Source organism: Bacillus sp. AFS017336, assembly GCF_002555445.1.
In the GTDB taxonomy this organism is placed as follows: domain Bacteria; phylum Bacillota; class Bacilli; order Bacillales; family Bacillaceae_G; genus Gottfriedia.
This window is the reverse complement of record NZ_NUCO01000034.1, coordinates 90,194-112,358: the sequence shown is the minus strand read 5'-3', so window position 1 is coordinate 112,358 and position 22,165 is coordinate 90,194. Positions and strand designations below refer to the sequence as shown.

The 22,165-nt window shown below is 32.8% G+C and carries 20 protein-coding genes; 5 read left to right on the top strand and 15 right to left on the bottom strand.

Features of this window, described 5'->3' with window-relative positions; genetic code table 11:
* The first annotated feature begins 113 nt into the window (after positions 1 to 113).
* Both CN601_RS19735 and CN601_RS19730 read left to right on the top strand, forming a co-directional pair.
* Positions 114 to 761: a trimeric intracellular cation channel family protein gene (locus tag CN601_RS19735; protein WP_257131757.1), complete on the top strand. Its 648-nt coding sequence runs from the start codon at positions 114 to 116 to the stop codon at positions 759 to 761.
* A gap of 218 nt (positions 762 to 979) precedes the next feature.
* Positions 980 to 1,936 carry a magnesium transporter CorA family protein gene (locus tag CN601_RS19730; protein WP_179865615.1) on the top strand — a complete coding sequence of 319 codons (957 nt, stop codon included), beginning with the start codon at positions 980 to 982 and terminating at the stop codon, positions 1,934 to 1,936.
* A 7-nt stretch (positions 1,937 to 1,943) separates the two neighbouring features.
* On the opposite strand, the gene CN601_RS19725 is transcribed toward CN601_RS19730, so the two are convergent.
* Entirely contained in the window at positions 1,944 to 2,891 is a 948-nt protein-coding gene (locus tag CN601_RS19725; RefSeq protein ID WP_098172073.1) for an AAA family ATPase, read from the bottom strand.
* Between the two features lie 260 nt (positions 2,892 to 3,151).
* Between CN601_RS19725 and CN601_RS19720 the strand changes: the two genes are divergently transcribed.
* Positions 3,152 to 4,126, top strand: a complete 975-nt coding sequence (locus tag CN601_RS19720) for a tyrosine-type recombinase/integrase (RefSeq protein ID WP_257131756.1) — start codon at positions 3,152 to 3,154, stop codon at positions 4,124 to 4,126.
* A 42-nt stretch (positions 4,127 to 4,168) separates the two neighbouring features.
* Here CN601_RS19720 and CN601_RS19715 read toward each other — a convergent pair whose 3' ends face one another.
* The 3 genes from CN601_RS19715 to miaA all read right to left on the bottom strand — a co-directional run bounded on the left by CN601_RS19715 (position 4,169) and on the right by miaA (position 6,111).
* Positions 4,169 to 4,789, bottom strand: a complete 621-nt coding sequence (locus CN601_RS19715) for an FMN-binding negative transcriptional regulator (RefSeq protein WP_098172072.1) — start codon at positions 4,787 to 4,789, stop codon at positions 4,169 to 4,171.
* Positions 4,790 to 4,903: 114 nt separating this feature from the next.
* A complete protein-coding gene (gene hfq, locus CN601_RS19710) occupies positions 4,904 to 5,125 on the bottom strand; it encodes an RNA chaperone Hfq (RefSeq protein ID WP_056470298.1) in 222 nt (73 codons plus the stop codon).
* A gap of 23 nt (positions 5,126 to 5,148) precedes the next feature.
* Positions 5,149 to 6,111: a tRNA (adenosine(37)-N6)-dimethylallyltransferase MiaA gene (gene miaA, locus CN601_RS19705; RefSeq protein ID WP_373604993.1), complete on the bottom strand. Its 963-nt coding sequence runs from the start codon at positions 6,109 to 6,111 to the stop codon at positions 5,149 to 5,151.
* A 197-nt stretch (positions 6,112 to 6,308) separates the two neighbouring features.
* On the opposite strand from miaA, the gene CN601_RS19700 reads away from it, so the two are divergent.
* Positions 6,309 to 8,150, top strand: coding sequence for a dihydroorotate dehydrogenase (locus tag CN601_RS19700; RefSeq protein WP_098172070.1), 1,842 nt, complete (start codon positions 6,309 to 6,311; stop codon positions 8,148 to 8,150).
* A 158-nt stretch (positions 8,151 to 8,308) separates the two neighbouring features.
* On the opposite strand, the gene CN601_RS19695 is transcribed toward CN601_RS19700, so the two are convergent.
* Both CN601_RS19695 and CN601_RS19690 read right to left on the bottom strand, forming a co-directional pair.
* Positions 8,309 to 8,488 (bottom strand): hypothetical protein, encoded by a 180-nt coding sequence (locus CN601_RS19695; protein ID WP_098172069.1) that lies wholly within the window; start codon positions 8,486 to 8,488, stop codon positions 8,309 to 8,311.
* Positions 8,489 to 8,874: 386 nt separating this feature from the next.
* Positions 8,875 to 9,540 carry a DUF2642 domain-containing protein gene (locus CN601_RS19690; protein WP_098121932.1) on the bottom strand — a complete coding sequence of 222 codons (666 nt, stop codon included), beginning with the start codon at positions 9,538 to 9,540 and terminating at the stop codon, positions 8,875 to 8,877.
* Between the two features lie 712 nt (positions 9,541 to 10,252).
* On the opposite strand from CN601_RS19690, the gene CN601_RS19685 reads away from it, so the two are divergent.
* Positions 10,253 to 11,626 (top strand): ArsB/NhaD family transporter, encoded by a 1,374-nt coding sequence (locus CN601_RS19685; protein WP_098172068.1) that lies wholly within the window; start codon positions 10,253 to 10,255, stop codon positions 11,624 to 11,626.
* Between the two features lie 330 nt (positions 11,627 to 11,956).
* On the opposite strand, the gene CN601_RS19680 is transcribed toward CN601_RS19685, so the two are convergent.
* The 9 genes from CN601_RS19680 to CN601_RS19640 form a co-directional block, all read right to left on the bottom strand.
* Complete coding sequence (locus tag CN601_RS19680; protein WP_098121930.1) at positions 11,957 to 12,376, bottom strand: universal stress protein; 420 nt, start codon at positions 12,374 to 12,376, stop codon at positions 11,957 to 11,959.
* 15 nt (positions 12,377 to 12,391) lie between these two features.
* Positions 12,392 to 13,597 carry an MFS transporter gene (locus tag CN601_RS19675; RefSeq protein WP_098172067.1) on the bottom strand — a complete coding sequence of 402 codons (1,206 nt, stop codon included), beginning with the start codon at positions 13,595 to 13,597 and terminating at the stop codon, positions 12,392 to 12,394.
* A 96-nt stretch (positions 13,598 to 13,693) separates the two neighbouring features.
* Positions 13,694 to 15,037 carry an APC family permease gene (locus CN601_RS19670; protein WP_098172066.1) on the bottom strand — a complete coding sequence of 448 codons (1,344 nt, stop codon included), beginning with the start codon at positions 15,035 to 15,037 and terminating at the stop codon, positions 13,694 to 13,696.
* A 37-nt stretch (positions 15,038 to 15,074) separates the two neighbouring features.
* Positions 15,075 to 16,079, bottom strand: coding sequence for a bifunctional threonine ammonia-lyase/L-serine ammonia-lyase TdcB (gene tdcB / locus CN601_RS19665; RefSeq protein WP_098172065.1), 1,005 nt, complete (start codon positions 16,077 to 16,079; stop codon positions 15,075 to 15,077).
* A 147-nt stretch (positions 16,080 to 16,226) separates the two neighbouring features.
* A complete protein-coding gene (locus tag CN601_RS19660) occupies positions 16,227 to 17,192 on the bottom strand; it encodes an L-threonine 3-dehydrogenase (RefSeq protein ID WP_098172064.1) in 966 nt (321 codons plus the stop codon).
* A 48-nt stretch (positions 17,193 to 17,240) separates the two neighbouring features.
* A complete protein-coding gene (locus tag CN601_RS19655) occupies positions 17,241 to 18,434 on the bottom strand; it encodes a glycine C-acetyltransferase (protein ID WP_098172063.1) in 1,194 nt (397 codons plus the stop codon).
* 525 nt (positions 18,435 to 18,959) lie between these two features.
* A complete protein-coding gene (locus tag CN601_RS19650; protein WP_098172062.1) occupies positions 18,960 to 20,150 on the bottom strand; it encodes an MFS transporter in 1,191 nt (396 codons plus the stop codon).
* A gap of 101 nt (positions 20,151 to 20,251) precedes the next feature.
* Positions 20,252 to 21,352 carry an alkene reductase gene (locus tag CN601_RS19645; protein WP_098172061.1) on the bottom strand — a complete coding sequence of 367 codons (1,101 nt, stop codon included), beginning with the start codon at positions 21,350 to 21,352 and terminating at the stop codon, positions 20,252 to 20,254.
* 74 nt (positions 21,353 to 21,426) lie between these two features.
* The gene (locus CN601_RS19640; protein WP_098172060.1) at positions 21,427 to 21,690 is read right to left on the bottom strand and encodes an ArsR/SmtB family transcription factor; all 264 of its coding nucleotides are present in this window, start codon (positions 21,688 to 21,690) and stop codon (positions 21,427 to 21,429) included.
* Between the last annotated feature and the right edge of the window lie 475 nt (positions 21,691 to 22,165).

Sequence of the window (22,165 nt, the reverse complement as noted above, 5' to 3'; positions counted from 1 at the left end):
TTTCTATTAACCAATTGTAAGCAATTAAATCTTCTTTACTCTTAACTGTCTCTTTATTATAATGATATCTGGACTAATTTTCATCTTTTTATTCAGGTCGGGGGAATTGCTTTTTGGAAACATGGAATTTATTTGGCATTATTGGTACTATTTCCTTTGCATTAAGTGGTGCAGTAGTTGCTATGGAAGAAGACTATGATTTATTTGGCGTCTATATTCTAGGCTTTGCTACAGCCTTTGGTGGCGGTGCATTACGTAATTTATTAATAGGTTATCCAATCAACTTTTTATGGAATCAAACAACAAATTTTACAATTGCGTTAGTTGCTATGACGATTATCTTTTTCTTTCCGCAATTATCAAATAAACCATTCAAAAAACTTGATATTCTATTCGATTCAATCGGTTTATCCGCTTTTGCAATTCTTGGTGCAAACTATGCGATCGAATTAAAACTACCTGTTAGTGCTGTAATCGTGGCTGCTGTTTTAACAGGAATCGGTGGCGGAATCGTGCGAGACTTACTTGCAAAAAGAAAACCAATGGTATTACATTCAGAAGTTTATGCTTTTTGGGCAATACTTGTAGGTGTTTTAATTGGAAATAAATTTGTTGATACTAATTTTGAAACCTTAATTTTATTCATTATTATTGTTATTCTTAGACTATTGTCTGTACATTATAAATGGAGCTTACCAAAAAGATCATTTACAGGCTCTACAGTAAATATTGAAGAATCGAACACTCAAAAATTAAATTAAATAAGTCCGTTAAAAAACAAACCACTTAAAATGATGGTTTGTTTTTTTGTCTTTATTGTAGCAATCGAAGTATTTATTTGAACAAATGTTCACTTACAAAAAAAGACTGCCATCGTTTTCGACAGTCATACTCGCCCTACTACGATTTGTTTTTCATTACATTAATTTACATATTCTTGCCAACACTATTTTAGAAATTTATTAAAAGGAGAATTCATTTGGAGAGATATAATATAACAACTCATTCTATCGAAACAATTGACGAATTTTTGGTTCCATCCAACAATGAAATTCTTTGGTATCACTTTAATAGCAATACAATCGATCAGCTTACTAAAATAATTGATTCTTTAAAAATTCATCCTTTGGCAAAAAAGAAACTTTTACACAGTGACCAAAAACCAAGAATAAATATTTTTAAAAACGAAGCAGTTCTTTCTTTATATGCCTTAACAAAAATATTTAAACCAACCAAAATTAATGTTCTTGTTTGTAAAAATTTAATAATTTCTTATATTGGAGATCATGAAATTGATTTATTCAAATATGTTACACAGGAATTTAATCAAAACTATATAAAAGTAGATCACACTGGTCATATTTTATATCAAATTTTTCATGAAGTGATTGAGAAGTTTCTAATCTCGATTGATCGTTTCGCAAATGAAATTGAACAGATTGAACGTGACTTATTTAATGATCCCTTCAGAAAGGACTTAGACAAGAAAATTTTCACCTGGAAAGTTCAATTACAGGATTTAAGACAGCTTGTTGAACCTCAAGTAAATGTTATTAATCAAATCGTAGAAGCGGATTTTCAATTTTTAAGTGAAGATGCTGGTTTTTATTTTAGTGAGTTAAAAGAAAATTACGAAAGAATTGTTAGTGCGCTTGATGACTTTAGAGAAAATATGGCAGGAATCATAGAGCTTCAAATGTCTTTAAAGTCCGACCGGACAAATGATATTATGAAAACTTTAACATTAATAAGTGCCATCTTCTTACCAATGTCATTTATCGCTGGGTTTTACGGGATGAATTTCATTAATATGCCTGAGTTAAAATGGAAGTATGGATATTTGTATTGTATCGTCCTAATTATTCTAATTGGTATCATTATTTCGATTTATTTTCATTTTAAAGGTTGGTGGGGTAAAAAGCGCTTTATTAAATAACCAATCGTTAATTAATCGAGTCGATTTTGTCTGAAGTAAATAAGTCTTTTTCTTCTATTCTCATTAGAATTTCACGATTAAATTCGCTTTCAAATACTAATCTAGTCGCATGAGAACGAATCGACTTTTCAACAATATTTCGGACAAATCGTCCATTACTAAAATGAGCACGATTTTCAAGTTTAGCTTTCTGTATATAGTCTCTTAGGCGATATTCCGCTTCTCGAGAAAGAATATATTCACGGTCTACAAACATTTTTTTCGATATATCTAGAAGCTCTATTACTGAATAATCCTGGAATTCTAATATAAATGGAAATCTCGATTTCAAACCTGGATTTAAACTTAAGAAATAATCCATTTCGGAAGAATAGCCTGCAAGTATAAGTACAAAATCTCCATGCTTATCTTCCATATGTTTAACAAGTGTATCAATAGCTTCTTTTCCAAAATCCTTTTCCCCACCACGGCCTAGTGAGTATGCTTCATCGATAAAAAGAATGCCTCCATTTGCTTTTTTTACTAAATCCCTAGTTTTTTGGGCAGTATGACCAATATATTCTCCTACTAAATCCGCTCTTTCAGCTTCGATTAAATGGCCTTTTGAAAGAACACCCATTTTTAAGAATAATTGTCCGATAATCCTTGCGACAGTTGTTTTCCCAGTGCCCGGGTTTCCTTTAAACAACATATGCAATACTTGCTTTTCAGCCTTTAAATTCAGTTCTTCTCTTTTTTTATTAATAAATATCCAAGCATAAATTTCATGAATCATTTTTTTTATTTCATCCATGCCAATTAAATGTCTTAGTTGATCCTCTATTTCAACCAATAAATCATGTTTAGGCTTTTTAACTGTTTCAATACTTGGAGTTGGAGAAACCTCTCCTCTTTTCACCGTATTAAGTACAACATTTATTTGACCGTTATCTTTTAAACGAATTGGTTGCTCCAAATATGACACCTCTCTTTAATCTATCAACATTCTTTCATGCATCTATATAGAAAAACCACAAAGTATCTCGTAATAACTCGCATTTTCTTTTTCCAAATAAAAAATTCCAAAATTACGTTTTTACTATTATATGTACGAACAATAATTTTCAAAACTTTAATTCTCTAACATTATCTTTTAATTGGATAACATTGCTAAATTTTACTAAATTCTATTAACGAATTTGTTATAATTAGAGAAAAAGAGAAGAGTTGATAAATTTGACGATTCCAAACTTAACGACTACTACATTACCAGATGTCATCTTGCAATTTGCCTCTCACTTAAATAGTAAAGGTAGAAAAGAGTCTACGATTAAACGATATTGTTATGACTTGGAAGAATGCTTCCGCTATTTTAAAAAAGTTAACGAGAACTTAAGTACATTACAAGTACAAAGTTTTAACGAATACTTTTATTATTTAACATCTGAACGGAAATACAATGAGAAAACGATGCATCGTATTTATGTTGTCCTTAATCAATTTTATAAATTTTTACAATCAAACAATTCCTCAATTGAAAATATCATTCCGTTTACTAATTATTTAGCTGGTCCTTCCCGAGCTCTATCCACAGATGATTTTATTACTGAGGAAGAAGAAAAAAAATTACTATCAATTGTACAATCCACAGCAGAATTATCGGAAAAACAATTAAAAGCAAGACCATTTTTAATGGATCGCAACGAAATAATGATTAGACTAATGTTATATTATGGGCTCACGTTAAAGGAATTAATTGATTTACAAATGAGAGATATCAATTTCGCCTTAAATGAACTGGTAGTACATAGTAAAGAAGGAACAAAAAGAACGATCATTCTTTTAAAAGAAGATCGAATGCTTTTATATAAATATTTTGTTACAATCCCTGAGCCAGTAAGGCCTCATTATCATTCAAATCATCCGCTTTTTGTCGCATTTGATTATAACCGAATGACGTTCCACTGGGTTTATGATAACGATTCACCGAAAGCACTGACAGAAATCGCATTTCAAAAAATGCTTAGATTAGAAGTTAAAAGAGCGGGACTACGGAAAGGACTTTGCTCACAGCATTTAAGAAACACTTTTATTTTTAGAAAAATTCAAGAAGGATTATTAGTCGAAGAAATTCAACAATTAGTAGGGTTGAAAACATCAGTTTCATTAAAACGTTACTATCAATTTTTGCAAGAAAATAAAAAAGAATAAGGAATTGTATAATGAAGGGGATAGAAAAGCTATCCCCTTTTTTTACTCCTGCTCCTTACCTTTCATGAGTTCTGCGATTTCTTTAGATGAATACTTTTCTTCATTTTTCAAGGCAGCGATTACTTTTTCTCTTCGTTCCATCGTATGATTTTGGCTTAATTTCTTTTTGCCTATTAGTTCAGTCACTTCAATTTTTAAGCAAACTATTCCTGAAAGTAACTTTTCTACATATTCTTGGTGATCTTCATATCTCCAAGGTTTTGCTTGACCTTTTTCAAAGTAATCAGTCGTCCTTAAAACAATTTTTCTCATTTCATCTTTATCTGTTATCGCTTCAACGTTTCCATATGCATGGATTGCGGTATAGTTCCAAGTTGAAACAGTATTTTTTTCTTCATACCATGTTGCTGAAATATAAGCATGTGGGCCTTGAAAAATGATTAAACATTCTTTTCCATTTATCGATTTCCATTGGGGATTTGGCTTAGCTAAATGTGTGATTAAAAATAGCTTTTCCCCTTCTTCATGTATGATAAATGGCAAATGAGTTGCCTCAATTTTTGCTTCGTTGTTATTGGATAATAATATTCCGAAGCCATTTTTCTTCATTTCAGTTATTAATTGCTGTAGATCCTTTTCTTGAAATTCCTTTGGAACATACATTTAAATTCTCCTCACCATTTAGTTTACATAATATTATTATCGACACCTATTTATTTTAAGTTCATGAAAAAAGAACATTGACCATATGATCAATGCTCTTTTTTCTATCTATTTTTACATTTCAATTTGTACATTTTTAGATGGTACAAACGTTGAAATCGCGTGTTTATATATTAATTGTTGTTTTCCTTCAACATCTAACAATACCGTAAAGTTATCAAAGCTTTTTACTTTCCCTTTGATTTGAAATCCATTTAGTAAAAATACTGTAACCGCTAGATTGTCTTTACGTAATTGGTTTAAGAACTGATCTTGAATGTTGATTGATGTTTTCATGTCCTTTTCCTCCTCTTCTACCTCTACATATATTTATTCGAGATGAAATAGCCCTTTCCTTCAAGTAGAGCTAAAATTTCCAGTTTTTTTATATCAAAATTATGTCCATCCATTTCAAACCAATGGATGTTCATTTTATTTCTAAACCAAGTCATTTGTCTTTTTGCATATCTTCTTGAGCTTTGTTTGATTAAATCAATCGCTTCATCTTTTAATAAGATTCCGTCAAAATAATCGTAAAGTTCTTTATAGCCAATCGCTTGCACGGATTGACAGTTACGAATGCCTTTGTCATATAACATTTTTGCTTCTTCAATGAGGCCTTCACCCAACATTAAATCAACTCGTAAGTTTATTCGATTGTATAATAGCTCCCTGTCCATCGTTAATCCAATGATTTCTGCATCATACAAATATTCAGGCTCTCTATTAAATGCGGTCTCCGAAAACTTTTGTCCTGTCAGTTTGAATACTTCAATTGCACGTATCACTCTTCTGACATTATTCATATGTATTTGCTTAGCACTTTCTGGATCAATTTCTTTTAATTGATCATGTAATGCTTGATTCCCATAGGCCATTGCATAGCCTTCTAATTGATTTCTTAAAAGCTCATCACCTTCTTGTTCAGCAAATTCATATTTTGTTAGCACACTTTGGATATATAATCCAGTACCACCAACTATAATTGGAATTTTGCCTCGACTAGCAATTGCTTTTATTTTTTCTCGAGCTAGTTCTTGAAAATCTGCAACAGTAAATGAAGCTTTCGGATCAAGGAAATCAATTAAATGATGTGGGATTCCTTCCATTTCTTCTTCCGTAACTTTAGCTGCTCCAATATTTAACTCTTTATAAACTTGCGTTGCATCTCCATTAATAATTTCACCATTAATAGCTTTTGCGAGTTCAATACTTAGTTTTGTTTTACCTACAGCAGTAGGACCTACGATGACAATCACTTTTTGCATATTTACCATTGTAATCACATATACGCCTTTCTATACAACCTTTTCCTTACTTGTCCTACTAATTTTGAAAGTGGATAACTCTTTTTATTTATACCATATATATACAAAAATTCCAATGTGTTGTGAACTCATTCACATGTAAAAAGAAAGTGTTTTCAAAATATGTGGTGTGCAAGTAAACTATAAGTAACCTAAAAAAATGAGGTGAACTCATGCCTGATTGGTCTTATCATACAATTTTCAAACCAATCCTTGCTAAATTTCCATCTAATGTGTCAAGAGAATTCATTCATCATAGTATGAATACGATTTCTAGGGTTCCATTTGGTCAACATTTAATCGAATTTCTTGGCCATTTAAAATCTGACAATACTCTTGGTATCGAAATAGCACATTTAAAGTTTAAAAACCAAATTGGATTCTCCTCTAAAATTGACCCTTTTCTTACAGGTACAAATGCTTTTATGAACTTAGGCTTTGGCGTAATCGAAATTGGTCCTATATCTTTAGAAGGTGCCGCCCTTAGCAATAGCGCACTAATTGATTTGAAAACAGACAAATTAATCGGTTATGAAACAAATAACACTTTAACGGCAGAACAAACAGTTGCTAGACTCTCTAAACTGAATAAGAAAACGCCTATTTTCGCTAGACTTGTTGGAGACTTTGAACTATTTAAATTAATTGAATCGAAACTTGCTAATTATGTAGATTCTTTCATTATAGATACTAAATTAGCTGGAGAACTGTTTGATCATAATTGGTCTTCTTCTACACCAATTTGTCTATCTATTAATTCGAATGAAATAGATGTTCAAGCTATACGAAAATATCACATGATTGATTCAATATTAATTGAAGAATCGCCGACTTTTTCTGATGTAGAACAAAAGAATTATCTAAAAAATACACTTCATACATTAAGATTAAATCATTTTGAAAAGCCCATTTTTACAAAAGGCGGAGTAGTTGAACCAATTGATGCACTTGAATTAATAGACGCAGGGGCTTCATTAGTTTTTTTGACTCATGGCTATGTTATAAGTGGCCCAGGACTCCCGAAAAGAATCAATGAAGCATTATTGTTTAATAGAAAGAATAAGTTTACAAGTTTAAATAATGGGTGGATTTGGTACTTTCTATTTGGTCTTTTCATGTTTTTTGGTGGTTTACTAGCTCTCTTTATTAGTTTAACATCTATTCTTCTTCCATATGATGAACATTTTTTAAACATTCATAGAAATGGAATTTTACAGTTTAATGATCGAATCCTTCCATTTATGTCACATGATCGAATGACACTAGCAGGAACCATTATGTCAGGTGGTATACTTTTTATGTCACTTGCAAGAAATGGAATTAAACATAACTACCATTGGGCTAAAAAAGCTTCTGATATTAGCGCTATAATCGGTTTTTTAGCAATATTTTTATTTATTGGTTATGGCTATTTTGATTGGTTACATGCCTTATTTTGGATCGTTTTATTATTTCCATATTTAATTGGATATTGTAAAACTAAAAGACTGAAAAGGAGTCCTGAATCTGAAAACTTAACAAACAATAAATACTGGAAATCTAGTTTAATAGGTCAATTGTTTTTTATTATATTAGGATTTTCAATTACGCTAGGCGGATGTATTATTTCATTTGTAGGTGTAACTTCGACATTTGTAAAAACTGACTTAAATTATTTATGTATGTCTACCTCCCAACTTAATGAATTTAATAAAAACTTAATCCCTGTTATTTCACATGATCGAGCGGGCTTCGGTGGCGGATTAGTCAGTGTTGGACTACTTGTCCTGATGATTTCATTGTGGGGATTCAGGCAATATCAGCAGTGGATTTGGTGGACATTATTCTTAGGAAGTTTACCGGCATTTTTTACTGCATTTGCAGTCCATTTTATAATTGGCTATACAGACTTTTACCATCTTTTACCACCGATTATTGCAAGCGTATTTTTAATGATTGGAGCTATCAAAACATATAAATTTTTGAACTTTCCAATGAAAAAAACTATTAAACACACATCCATCGAAATAAAATAATGATGTTGTTCAAGTAATTTATAAAAATTCAATTTTTAAACTTCCATTATATAAAAAGAGGATCATCATTGTTTTAATGATCATCCTCTTTTTTAATGCATTGCTTTAGTTATACAACTACATAGGTCGTAATTTGTGGTGAATCCAACTTTTATTGCTTAAAATGGACCAGGCGAATTATTCGTATTATTTTGATGACTAGTTGTATATCTTCCAATTTCTTCATCCATTGTTTGTTTATTACTTTTATCTGGAGTACCAGTTCCAAACTTCTTTTCCATAAAAAATCCAAATCCAATCATAACAATAACAAATCCCAAAATTGCATATCCAACCATAGTCATATACCTCACTTTGTTTTCCATTGTAATGTTGGTTCTATCTAAAGAAATTATTATTAACAAATGATTAGTCATCAGTTCAAAAGATTAAATTCTTATAATATAGTATTCAATATGACTCTAAAAAGTCATTTTTATATTTTACGAATCCTTCCATATACTACCAAAAAACCCCTTTTTTAACTTATCTTTTTTATTATCACTTCTTATACAATTAAACTTCCATTTTGTATTACGCAATATGCTCGAGTTTTAATTGAAATAATGTTAATCACAGACAAGTGAGTAATGACGTCCAGCGAGGTAATTGTGTGGCAAAAAAAAGAACTTAAGTGGATATTTAAATTTTTATATTTGATATGTAGATTCTTAATTAGCCCTTTTTAAGGTAAATGAACGGATTTAATATGATTCAATCTTAAATACACAATATCTCCACTCGCAACCGATATTTCTAATACGCTATTTTCGACAGAATTAAGTAATCCAATTTTCATCGGATCATTCCCACCATCAAAAACTACAAGCTTCCCTTCTTCTTTTTTTAATTGCGATTCAAATGAACGTACGAATGGGACATTTGATGGGTTAATTGGGAATTTAACATTATCAATTGAGTAAGGCGTTACATTGTCATTGTATGGTGTGAGCCACTTTAAATGAGAAAATGAAATATACATTGTTTTAAATACTGGCGTGTAAAAAACGATATAATCACTTAAGACATTTGTAATATACCCATGAAAAGTTAGATTACCAGTCACATAAATTTCTGAAAATATGCCTCTTGCATTTGTTAAGACTTTGCGGTAGGAAATTGATTCAATTTCATTTGCAATTGAAGGTTCGATCGGCTGTGGGATTTTCTCATTAGAAAGTTCGCTTAAATGAACTCGATGAACGTGAATCCAAGGGATATAATAGTATTTTCGACCGTTATATAAAACTAGTATATCTTGTCCAGCATCTGTCAAAATACCTTCAAAGGCTATATCACCAGATAAAAGCACAAAAACTTGTCTACCTTGTAATGAATCTATATAACTCACTTTTTATCCCCCTTTAGTAATGCCTTTAAAAACTTAAGAACAATGTATATGAGCTCTGTAATAGAGCGAAAAAGTTGTATTAAGACTAAGTTAAAATTTTGATGCATCTCGTTAAGCCTTCCGTTCTACTTTTATTCTATTTTTATGTAAATTATGCATTCAAATTAGCGATACTGATGTTTCTTCAAAAGTAATCGTAAACTCTGACACTAAAGATTGTATTAGCCGTTGAAGTCTTATTTGTGTTTAAGGTACAAATTTTCCATTCCTAAATGTTCATTCGCCAAGTTGATATTCTAATATAACAACGCATTTTTGCTTCTTTGTTATTTTATTTAATTACTTTATCTATGTAACAATATAGACTAATTGTTCGAACATATTAAATCGGTTGGTGCATGAAGAAGTTCCCCCCCTCTTCAATTACGAATAGGAGGTTTTTTAGTTGTTCTAAGATTTTTTTGATCATTCAAAAAAATTGTACTTTTGTCATGATAGTTATTTATCTTTAGGGGGCATTTGCATTACTTAGGTAAATAGCCTATCTTCTAAAAATTAGTGAAATCATCCAAAGCACGATTGATATTTTAGAATATTAATATAACAAATGGACAAGGTTCATTAAATATTTTTAGAAGGTGGACAACCGTTTATTAAATCAAAAGGTTGAAATCTTCTTATAGAAAATGCGAAAGGAGAAATTGAATATAGAATGTTTACTATAGCATTAACGATTTTTACATTTGTAGTAACGGTCGTATTAATTATGTGGAGACCAAAAGGACTAAACGTATCTATTCCCGCTCTTGCCGGAGCTGGGTTAATGGTCATTAGTGGAGCTGTATCCTTACACGATATGAAAGTAATCGCTTCGGATGTTGGCGGAGCATCGGTGACGATCATGGCAACCATTGCTATGGCACTTGTTCTTGAGAGTTTCGGTGTATTCCAATACGTAGCAGATTTTTTAGCTAGACTCTCAAAGAATTCGGGTAAACGCCTGTTTTGGTACATTAGTTTAATGAGTTTACTTATGACCCTCGTGTTTAACAATGATGGTGCAATCATCATTGCAACGCCTATCATCATCATTCTTCTAAGAAAGTTGGGACTTAAACCTCATCAGCAAATCCCATATCTATTGAGCGCAGCGCTCGTCGATACAGCAGCAAGTGCCCCACTTGGCGTCAGCAACATTGTTAATTTAATCTCTATAAAAATCATAGGAATGAGCCTCGCAACCTACTCTGAAATGATATTCGTCCCTTCAATGATAGGTGTTGGCGTATTAGCGGTATTGAACTATGTAGTATTTCGAAAGAAACTGGTTATTGATTTGAAACAAAACCGTTTATCAAAAAAACATAAACCGAAGCCAGGAAACCATCCTTTTGGTCCAAATTTTGAAGCGGCTCCTGCCGAAATACAATTTGAAACTCCTTCGAAAAAACAAAAATTATTCATGAGAAATATCTTGATATATGTCTTAGCCATTCGTGTAGCGCTATTTGTCGGTGCTGACTTTGGAATATCACCATCAATTACTGCTGTTGTTGGAGCGGGCATTCTCTTAATTTGGCGATGGATTAAGATGGGTACCTCACCAATAGATATCATTCGAAAAACACCGTGGCATGTACTCTTTTTTGCTTTTGGTATGTATGTTGTCGGAACTGGTATTGCAAACGTGGGATTAAACTCATGGCTAGTACACCAACTTCAACCGTTTATCGAAAGAGGCTGGTTTAGCTCAATTGCTGCAACTGGAATTGCAGTTAGTTTAATGTCCGACCTGTTTAATAATCACCCTGCTTTAATGATTGGCACATTAAATCTGACATCAATGCATATGAGCCAAATGGATCTTCATGTTGCGTACCTTGGAAATATTATAGGAAGCGATATCGGTTCACTTTTAATGCCAATAGGTCTTCTAGCTACACTTATATGGATGTTTGTATTAAAACAATATAAAGTGCACATTAGTTGGGCACAGTATCTCCGTGTAACAACATTAGTCATTCCTCCGACTGTAATAGCAACCGTAGTATTATGTTACGCTTGGGTTCGTTTGATTTACGGCTAAAACCAGAAAAAGGTCAGTTTTCCGTTAAGTGGAAATTAGCGAAGTTTAAATTAGTTTTTTGATAAGAATGGAGTAATCTTAATGATTCAAGCAAAAAAAATAATCCATCCAGTTTAGCAGCCCGAATGGATCATTCATAATTGCAGAATTGATTGGACCGTGGCAGAAATGACACGGTCTTTTTTTAATACCTATATTTAGCATATGTTTTTTAATCATTTATGTTCACATTCGATAAAACTTTTATAATTGTTTTACATTGTAATTAGTAAAGTTTCTATAGAATTTGTTGCTATCTAATTTTTAGTTTGGTTTATATTGCTATCTATCTTATCTCACAATCAATACAGGACAATTTGTTTCGTGGAGTACTCGATTACTAACACTTCCAAGTATTGCGTGTTTAAGCACACCTTTTCCACTTCTACCCATAACAATTAAAGGATAGTGGTGATTATTTGCATACTCTAAAATGACCTGTGCAGGCATACCATCTTTAATATGTACTTCAAAATTCACACCAGACTCCTTTAAGAAATCGATTGCTGGATTTAAAGCTTCTGCATTTTCTTCATCAAGTAGTTTATCAATATCTACATCAACCGAAAATTCTTCTACTGGTAAGTGATGATTAACCATTAATATCGTTAACTTCTCAGCGCTTATCGTTTTAGCTAGTTCCGCTGCATGATGCAATGCACGCGATGAGGATGCTGATTGATCAAATGGGACGAGTATTTTATTATACATTATTCTTTCTCCTTCTTAATGACCTTCAATATGGTCAACATGTGATAAATGTTTCTTGTTTGCCCATACTGTTAATACTCCGATCAGAACAAATGCCCCTCCAACGTAGAATGGTACTCGAGGATTAAAGCTTTCTGCCAATTTTGGAGCAAGCCACGGTCCAACCGCACCACCAAGGAATCGAACAAAGTTGTAAGCCGCTGAAGCGACGCCACGATCTACAGTTGAAACATTCATTACTGACGTGGTAATCAATGTATTGTTAGCACCTAAAAATAATCCTGCTATAACAACGGCTGTTATTAACCATAGTTCTGAATCAACCCCTATGCCCATTGAAATCAATGTTAAAGCAAACAGAAATAATACCCAGCACATTGATTTGATTGCACCAATATATTCTTGCATTCTTGGAGCAACAAGTACGGAAGTAAAAGCTAACGCTATACCCCATCCTAAGAATACATAACCTAATCCATGCTCTTTTAACCCCATTTCTGCGAGAATAAATGGAGTAAAGGCTAGTAAAGTAAAGAAACCAATATTGTAAAGAAAAGCTGTTAAACCTAATGTAAATAGTCCTCTATTTGTCAATGCCTTCAGTGGATCTAATATGGAAATCTTTTTATCCGACTTTGGAAGATTTGGCATTTTTATTAATAAAGCAATCAATACAATTACCATTAATACACTTACCCCATAAAAAGGACCTCGCCATGTTATTGCTCCAAGTTCTCCACCTAAAAGTGGCCCGACAGAAATACCTAGACCAATCGCTGCTTCGTAAAGAATAATTGATTTTAATGGTCCTGAATTTGATAGACTGACGATTGCAGAAAGAGCTGTTGCAATAAATAATGCATTCCCTAATCCCCAACCAACACGGAACCAAATAATCTGACTAATACTACTTGATGAACCAGATAATGCTGAAAAGAGGATAACTAGACAAACCCCGGCAATAAGAGTCCATTTGATTCCAATTTTACTTGAAACCATACCAGTAAAAATCATCGAAATTCCCATGATTGCATTATAGCTAGTGAATAATAATGAAACCTGGCTAGGTGATGCATGCATTTGCGCACCGATAGCTGGTAGAATCGGATCAACAAGTCCTAACCCCATAAAAGAAATAATACATGCAAAAAACAATACCCAAATGACAAGTGGTTGTTTTTCTGATTCCACTTCACTAACTCTAGCTGCTGCTTGACTCATAAAATTATCGGTCTCCTTTTTAACCTATGGCTTCCATTAAAATAATTTTCAACTCGAACTTTTTCAGTAAGTGCTAAAGATAATAGGATTCTTTGGTCATTCATCATCAATTACTTTATGATTATTTCGTAATATGTAATATACTGGTAGTCCTATTAAAGTTAACCCAATGCCCCAAAATGCTAATATGGTTTGCGTTATCAATGTATTGACAACGATGAAAATCCCTCCTATTATTGCGATTGTCAAAACAATTGGTAAAAACGGTACTTTATACGGTCTCTTTAAATCGGGTTCTCGTTTTCGTAAAATGTACACCGCCATGAATGTTAATGTATAGAAAATCCAGATAACAAATACTAACATATCAGTAAGTAAGTCAAATCCACCTATAAACATCATAAAAATGGCAACTAATAGGATAAATAGTCCAGCATTATATGGGACACCTGTTTTTGATAATTTTCCAAACCAACCACTAAAAGGAAGCTTATTCTCTCTTGCCATTACATATGGAACTCTCATTCCAGTCATTGTATATCCATTTATCGTGCCAAAAACCGAAATCAAAATTCCAATTAGTACAAGCTTACCTCCAAGATTTCCAAATAATGCTTTCGAAACTTCTGTTGCAGGAGTAGCAGTCCCAGCTAATTGCGCTGCAGTCAAAACAAATAAAAATGAAATATTAATCAATAAATACACAGCCATGACGATTGCAAGTCCTAATACGATTGCTTTTGGTAAATCATTTTTAGGATTTTTCATTTCTCCTGCAATGTTTCCTACAAGAATCCATCCGTCATATGCAAACATCGTTGCAAGTAATGCTGAACCTAAAGCTGACAAAAAGCTTCGATCACTTCCAACTTCAATCGGAAAGAGCTGAAAGGTCACATTTCCTCCATGTATTAAGCCAAATATAATCAAAATTGCTAACGGTATTAATTTACAAAAAGTAAAAAGTGATTGAATACTACCAGCAGTTTTTGCCCCTAAAAAATTCATTAAAGTGATGAAAATTGCAGTAACTACGGCGATCATTGTTACGATAAATTTATTAGCACTAGCATTCATTCCAAAAATCGAGACTGCTTGGGTTCCAAATATAATCGATAAAGCTGCTATATTTGCTGGGAAATAGATAATCGTTTGTGCCCAGCCTAATAAGTATGCTGTCATATCTCCATATGTGTGCTTTAAATAGGTAATCATTCCACCTGTTTTAGGAATTGCAGCAGCAAGTTCAGCTCCTGATAATCCTGCACAAATTGTAATAATACCTCCAATGATCCATGCTAATAAACCTAAACTTGCGCTTCCAGTAGCACCATATACGGCTGTTGCCTTAAAAAATACTCCCCCACCAATAACAGTACCAATTACGGTAGTTAAAGCTGCTATAAACCCCATTTCTCTTCTTAGTTTATTTTCTGACATTTAGACCCACCCATTCTTCATACTGTTAACAATCGGATTACTTTACTTCATTTCCAAAGAAATGTTCACACACGCTAGATATTCTTTCTAAGTCAACATTCCCACCTGATATGATGGCTACAACTTTTTTATCTTTTATATACTTTGCTGCTTTACCGGATAAAATTGCTGCTGTTGCTAGAGCACCCGAACCTTCTACTACAGCTTTACCCCGTTGTAGCAAATCCTTCATAGCAACTTCTATTTCTTCTTCACTTACCAGCACAATCTCAGTTACTAATTCCTTTACAATTTCATAGGTTAATTTTCCAGGAACTTTTACTGAACAACCGTCAGCCATAGTAGGTGCTTCAAAATGGCTAACGATTTCACCCGCATCAATTGAAGCTTTCATTCCATGGACATTTTCTGCCTGAACACCAATAATATTGATAGAAGGATTAAACGATTTCAAAGCAATCGAAATGCCAGATATTAAGCCCCCACCTCCAATTGGAACAATGACAGTATCAACGTCCCATAAATCATCTAAAATTTCGATACCGATTGTTCCTTGGCCAGCTATTATGTATACATCATCGTATGGATGAATAAATGTTTCGCCAGTTTCTTCACGGATTTTAGCACAATAATCTTTCGCGTCATCAAACGTATCACCGTATAAAATAATATTTGAACCGTATCCTTCTGTTGCTTCAACCTTTGCTTTTGGAGCAGTTGAAGGCATGATAATTTTACTTTTTAAATGTAAAAGTCTTGATGATAGCGCGACACCTTGAGCATGATTACCAGCTGAACACGCAAGGATCCCTTTATTTCTTTCCTCATCCGTCAAATGATTAATTTTATTAAATGCACCTCGAAATTTAAAGGAACCTGTTAATTGCATATTTTCAAGTTTTAAATAAATCTCACCATCTGTTTTTGAAGTTAAGTAGAATGATTTTACTAAAGGCGTTTTACGTACCTTATCTTCCAGAAGTTCATAGGCCTTTTTAATATCCTTAATCGTCAAAGGTAACGATTTATTATCTAAATTCATATCCTAACATCCTTTTTTATCCGCATTTCAATTTATCTTTAATCGATACTTGATAAAATAAGTTTGTGTAAAAGTACTTAACAAAATACTAAAAACACGGATTAGTTCAAGTGTAAAAAAAAGAAGGAGACGATTGTCTCCTTCTTCTTATTGTGCTTGTGTTACATTTAGTTTTGCAGCTAATTTGTTTAACATATCTTCAGTCATTAAGTCTAGATCAAACTTCGGATCAAAACCCCACTCTTGTTTTGCTGCTGAAGAGTCAATTGAATTTGGCCATGAATTAGCAATTCCTTGACGAATTGGATCAATGTCAAAATCTAAAGTAAACTCAGGAACGAATTTACGAATCGATGCTGCAATTTGAGTTGGTTCAAATGACATCGCAGAAATATTAAATGCATTGCGATGTACTAGTTTTGATGAATCAGCTTCCATTAATTTAATAATAGCATCAATTGCATCAGGCATATACATCATATCCATATAGGTTCCTTCACCAATAAATGATGTATATTTCTTATTTTTTAATGCTTCATAATAAATGTCTACAGCGTAATCAGTTGTTCCTCCACCAGGTACTGTATCATAAGAGATTAAACCAGGGAAACGAACTCCACGAGTATCTACGCCAAATTTTTCAAAGTAGTAATCACATAATAATTCTCCAGCTACTTTCGTAACTCCGTACATTGTAGTTGGTCGTTGGATCGTATCTTGTGGCGTGTTATCTTTTGGAGTAGCAGGACCAAAAGCACCAATTGAACTTGGCGTAAAGAATTTTAAGCTTAATTCTCTAGCAACTTCAAGTGCATTAACTAATCCACCCATATTTAAATCCCATGCTAAAGTAGGTTTAGCTTCAGCAACAGCTGATAATAGAGCAGCTAAATGAATGAATGTATCAACTTCATATTTTTTAGCAATCTCTAACATTTTTTCTTTATCCATTACATCTAAAATTTCAAAATGACCAGTTTCTAAAATTGGGCTTCCTTCAAGACGGCGAATATCTGTCGCAACAACATTTTCAATACCGTATTCACTTCTAAGACGCATAGTTAATTCTGAACCGATTTGTCCAAAACAACCAGTAATTAATATTTTCTTCATTCCTTAGTCCACCTTATAGTATTAATCAATCGAATGTAGTATTTTATATTATTTAATAACTTTTAATTCGCGACCTACTTTTTCATAAATAGCTAAAACTTCATCTAGCATTTCCTTAGTATGCGCTGCTGTTGGCATATTACGAATACGACCAGTTCCAAGTGGTACTGTTGGGAATACGATAGACTTCGCATAAACGCCTTCTTCGTATAGACGTTTAGAAAATTCTTGTGTAAGATTTTCGTCACCTATAATACATGGAGTAATTGGTGTTTCAGAGTTACCGATATTAAATCCTAATTTTGATAATCCTGCTTTTAAGTAGTCTCCATTTTCCCAAAGCGTTTCGATTTTTTCTGGTTCTTCAGACATAATACGAATTGCTTCAATACACGCTGCAGCACTTGCTGGTGTTAATGATGTAGAGAATAAGAATGGACGTGCACGAACTTTTAACCAATCAATTAATTGTTGTGAACCTGCTACATATCCTCCAACTACACCAACTGCTTTAGAAAGTGTTCCAATTTGGAAGTCAATTTTATCAGATAATCCGAAATGCTTAACTGTTCCAGCACCTTTACCCATAACACCTGAACCATGAGCGTCATCGATGTAAGTTATTAAGCCAAACTCTTCAGCAATTTTTACGATTTCAGGAATATTTGCTACGTCGCCATCCATTGAAAAAACGCCATCAGCTATATACATAACTTTTTCATATAAGCCATTTGTTGTAGCTTCTTTTGCTTTTTCACGTAAATCATCCATATCTTGATGTTTTACACGAATAATTTTTGCACCTGAAAGTCTGCAACCATCAATGATTGAAGCATGGTTTAATTCATCAGATAAAATCGCATCTTTTTTCGTCATAACTGCAGAAATAGCACCCATATTACAATTAAAACCAGATTGGAATGCAATAGCAGCCTCAGTATGCTTAAATTCAGCAATTGCCTTTTCAAGTTGATCGTGGATATCCATCGTTCCGTTGATTGTACGTACAGCTCCAGCACCTACACCGTATTTTTCAGTTGCTTCAAAAGCAGCTTTCTTTAAACGCGGATGAGTTGCAAAACCTAAATAGTTATTTGAAGATAAATTTATAAACTGTTTGCCACTAATTTGAATAGTAGCCTCGTTAGAACCTTCTAAAGAGTTAATCTCATTATAGAGCCCTTTCTCTTTTAACTCAGCTAACTGTGGAGTTAAAAATGCTTCTAATGTCTTACTTGACATAAATACCAGCTCCTTAATTATCTTTAATTATCATTTAAAAGGAGTAAGCCCCCAACTTTTATATTTACTACTTATTATTAAATAAATATAAAAAATTATCGTTTTATTATTTTCCATTTTTGTGAGTTTAAAGAAATATGTATAGTTCACAAATCGTTAATTTGAGGCTTTCCGAATACAATTATAAATCGGTTACAAAGCATTAGGAATACTTTTATACAAAATTTATTTGAAAAAGGTTGAATTTAAATTATTATAAAAATTCATATAATTCCAATATTATACGTTTTGTTTTTTTAGTAAAACATATAAGGAGATTTAAGACCATTACCAAAAAGAAAAAAGACCACAATTTGTGGCCTAATGGTAATGAAAAATAAGCTTATCAATTAATAATCAATTTTTCATAAAGGCAGTAATATGTTATTGATTTCCATTACAAGACTCTTAGACCACAATGTTGACTAATAGTTAAATTTACTTTTTTACAATACTAAAAGTAATTAAATTTCATAATCGCTCAAATTAAGCTCTTATTTGTGTTCCAACACTTTGTCTAGCTTTCTTTTCAGTCATTAAGTATTGTGACAAAACAAATGTTATGATTAAAGAAATAATAACGGGAATTGATCCCATCCAAGTAATTGAACTAATGGATATTTGACTAACTGCAAATCCTCCGATTGCTGCGCCAAAAGCGAAGCCCAATTGCATCATCGATTGGTTTAATCCTAATAAAACATCGGATGATTTTGGTGAAATCGTAGCTAAGTTGAATTGTTGTGTTGCTCCTGATGACCAACCAGCAAATGACCATAATGTAAGAATAATGATGACAGTATTAATTGAACTAGTTATAAAAGTTAATAAAATGATTGATAAAATATTAAGTACAAGTCCTCGTTTTAAAGTAAGTGTAATCCCCCACTTGTCTGCACTAAATCCACCGAACTTGGATCCAATTAAACTTGCTATTCCTAGGATTAGTAAAGCGAAACTTAAAACGTGATCGCTCATTCCAGTAGTTTGAACAAGATAAGGTGATAAATAAGTAAAAACAATTCCGTACCCGCTCATTAAGAAAAACGTAATCGATAAAGCTAATGCAATTTTTGGTTGTTTAAACATTCCAATTTGTTGTAGTAATGGAATCGGTTGATCACCGTGAGTTTTTGGGATTGTTTTAATAATAACTACTAAAGCAAGTAGTACGAATATTGCAACTCCAAGAAAGACTAATTTCCAATCATATGCAGATGCAACAAATCTCCCGATTGGAACACCTATAATTAATGAAGCTGTAAACCCCATGACAACTGTTGCAATGGAACTTGCCTTTTTATTTGGTTGTGCAATTTTAGCTGCTAAGCTTAGTACTGTTACAACAGTAACACCAGCACTTAAAGCCATAACGATGCGTGCAACCATAAATAAACTGTAACCTGGTGCGATCACTGCCATTAAATTTCCTACTATAAATACGCTTAAAGAAAATAAAAGTAACTTTCGTCGTTCCATTTTTGCAAATAACGCCATTAAGATTGGTGTACCGATTGCATAGATTAATGAATAGACAGTAATTAATTGACCTGCAGCTTCAATGGATATACCTAGTTGATTTGCTATTTTATCTAAAATACCAGATATAACGTACTGTGAAGTTCCAACTAAAAAACTAATCATTGCTAAAATATAAATTTTCCCATTAGTAGACATAATATAATTCCTCTCGAATTAATTTCGTATTTCTATAAATACCGAAATAAAGATTTTTAGAAAAGGAAGCTACTAATAAGCTTCCTTTTTATTTACAAAAATTAGATTAAACTATTTAGATGCTTTTTAGCATCATATTCTTCAATTTCTTCGCCATTTTTCAAACGGTGTAAAAGATCTGGATTAGAAATTAAAGGACGGCCGAACGCAACAACATCAATCGTTCCTTCTTCAATAGCTTTTTCTGCCATTTCAGGATCTATTGTTCCTACTCCAACAATCGCTCCATCCCAGTATTTTCGTACAAGTTGATGCATCGTTTTACCATCAGCAAGTACACGATCAAATTGCATAATTGATGGGTGTAATAAAGTTGCACCAACTTCTTTGAATGCTTCAATAAACGTGCGAATAGCGTATTCAGGATCCTCCCACATATACCCTGGAATATCAGCTTTATGTGCAGAAAAACGAATCATCGTTCTCTCAGTGCCAATTGCTTCGATAACTGCTTTTATAACTTCTTTCATAAATGTTAATCTTTGTGGAAGATCGCCACCATATAGATCAGTACGATTATTTGTAATATCAGAGTTAAATTGATCGATTAAGTATCCGTGCGCAGCATGAATTTCAACACCATCAAAGCCCGCTTCAATTGCATTTTTAGCTGCTTGAGCATATTGATTAATTACTTCTTTAATATCCTCTAACGTCATCGCTTCAGGAATATCATATGGCTTACGATATCGAGACACTAAACCTTCTGCACGAATTGCTGAAGGTGCTTGTGGTGGCATGTTTCCAGCTAGTTCGTGATGAGATAGGCGTCCTACGTGCCAGATTTGTGAAATCATTGTCCCTCCTTCTTTATGAACAGCATCTGTTACCTTTTTCCAAGCATTAATTTGCTCCTTAGAATAAATACCTGGAACACCAGGGTAACCTTTACCGCGTGGACTAATAACAGTACCTTCAGAAATAATCAATCCAACTCCATCAGCAGCACGTTTACGATAATATTCAACAACATCATCTCCAACTACACCAGTTTCATCATCTGCAAAGCATCTTGTCAATGGAGCCATTGCTGTACGACTTTGTAAATTCCAAGCACCTATTTTAACAGATTCAAAAAGCTTACTTTCTGAACCATTTTGTAATTTTCCCCAACTAGTTTTTTCTTTACTTTCTAAACTCATATTCAGTTCCCCCTATTATTATTCGGTATTTCTATAAATACTGAAATAATAAATAAAATTTTACCGCTTTATTTTTAAAGTAAAGCGGGTGCATATTTTTCCAAAACTTCTCTTTGTAAACTATAGTATCTGAAGGTACCTTCTTTGCGGACAGTAAGTAAGCCGCAATCAAGTAATGGTTTTAAATGATGTGTCAATGTAGAATTCGCCGATACCTTTATTTGATCCTTCATTTCAAGACAAGCTAATTCCGATTGCTTAGCAAGTACTTTTACAATTTGCAATCGAGTTGATTCTCCTAATGCTTTATATACCTTTACTGCAATATCATCGTTCACCACTATGACCTCCTTTCAAAGACCAGCTCTTATTTCAGTATTTCTAGAAATATTGTATTTTAATGTATTCGTAAAGTCAAGATTGGTGATTTCTTTTTTTTAAGAGAAATACATTTGTGTGAAATGCGAACAAAATATGAACTTTGTTGATAAAGTTGTGAACTTTATTGATATACTGCTGATTTTTGTTGATATATGGTTACTTTTTGTTGATATGCTACTGATTTTTGTTGATACGCTGCTACTTTTTGTTGATATGCTACTTACTTTTATTAATATTTGGCATAAATCACTGACTTTCGGGCGTATTACATATTCTTTGCGATATTTTTTCATAACTCACAAATATTTACGCTTATTTCATAATCTTTTTATGTAAGTAAAAGATATTCTTCCGTAAACAACTAATATTTGTGCGTAATCAGTTAAACTTTTAATATCTAAAATACAAAATTCCACAAGGATTTTACCTTGT

Coding starts and splice junctions, on each gene's coding strand:
- CN601_RS19715 (WP_098172072.1), bottom strand. CDS start 4,789: ATGTATGTTCCAAAGGAATTTCAAGAAAAGGATCTACAGCAATTAATA.
- hfq (WP_056470298.1), bottom strand. CDS start 5,125: ATGAAAACATCAATCAACATTCAAGATCAGTTCTTAAACCAATTACGT.
- CN601_RS19700 (WP_098172070.1), top strand. CDS start 6,309: ATGCCTGATTGGTCTTATCATACAATTTTCAAACCAATCCTTGCTAAA.
- CN601_RS19695 (WP_098172069.1), bottom strand. CDS start 8,488: ATGGTTGGATATGCAATTTTGGGATTTGTTATTGTTATGATTGGATTT.
- CN601_RS19685 (WP_098172068.1), top strand. CDS start 10,253: ATGTTTACTATAGCATTAACGATTTTTACATTTGTAGTAACGGTCGTA.
- CN601_RS19680 (WP_098121930.1), bottom strand. CDS start 12,376: ATGTATAATAAAATACTCGTCCCATTTGATCAATCAGCATCCTCATCG.
- CN601_RS19675 (WP_098172067.1), bottom strand. CDS start 13,597: ATGAGTCAAGCAGCAGCTAGAGTTAGTGAAGTGGAATCAGAAAAACAA.
- CN601_RS19670 (WP_098172066.1), bottom strand. CDS start 15,037: ATGTCAGAAAATAAACTAAGAAGAGAAATGGGGTTTATAGCAGCTTTA.
- tdcB (WP_098172065.1), bottom strand. CDS start 16,079: ATGAATTTAGATAATAAATCGTTACCTTTGACGATTAAGGATATTAAA.
- CN601_RS19660 (WP_098172064.1), bottom strand. CDS start 17,192: ATGAAGAAAATATTAATTACTGGTTGTTTTGGACAAATCGGTTCAGAA.
- CN601_RS19655 (WP_098172063.1), bottom strand. CDS start 18,434: ATGTCAAGTAAGACATTAGAAGCATTTTTAACTCCACAGTTAGCTGAG.
- CN601_RS19650 (WP_098172062.1), bottom strand. CDS start 20,150: ATGTCTACTAATGGGAAAATTTATATTTTAGCAATGATTAGTTTTTTA.
- CN601_RS19645 (WP_098172061.1), bottom strand. CDS start 21,352: ATGAGTTTAGAAAGTAAAGAAAAAACTAGTTGGGGAAAATTACAAAAT.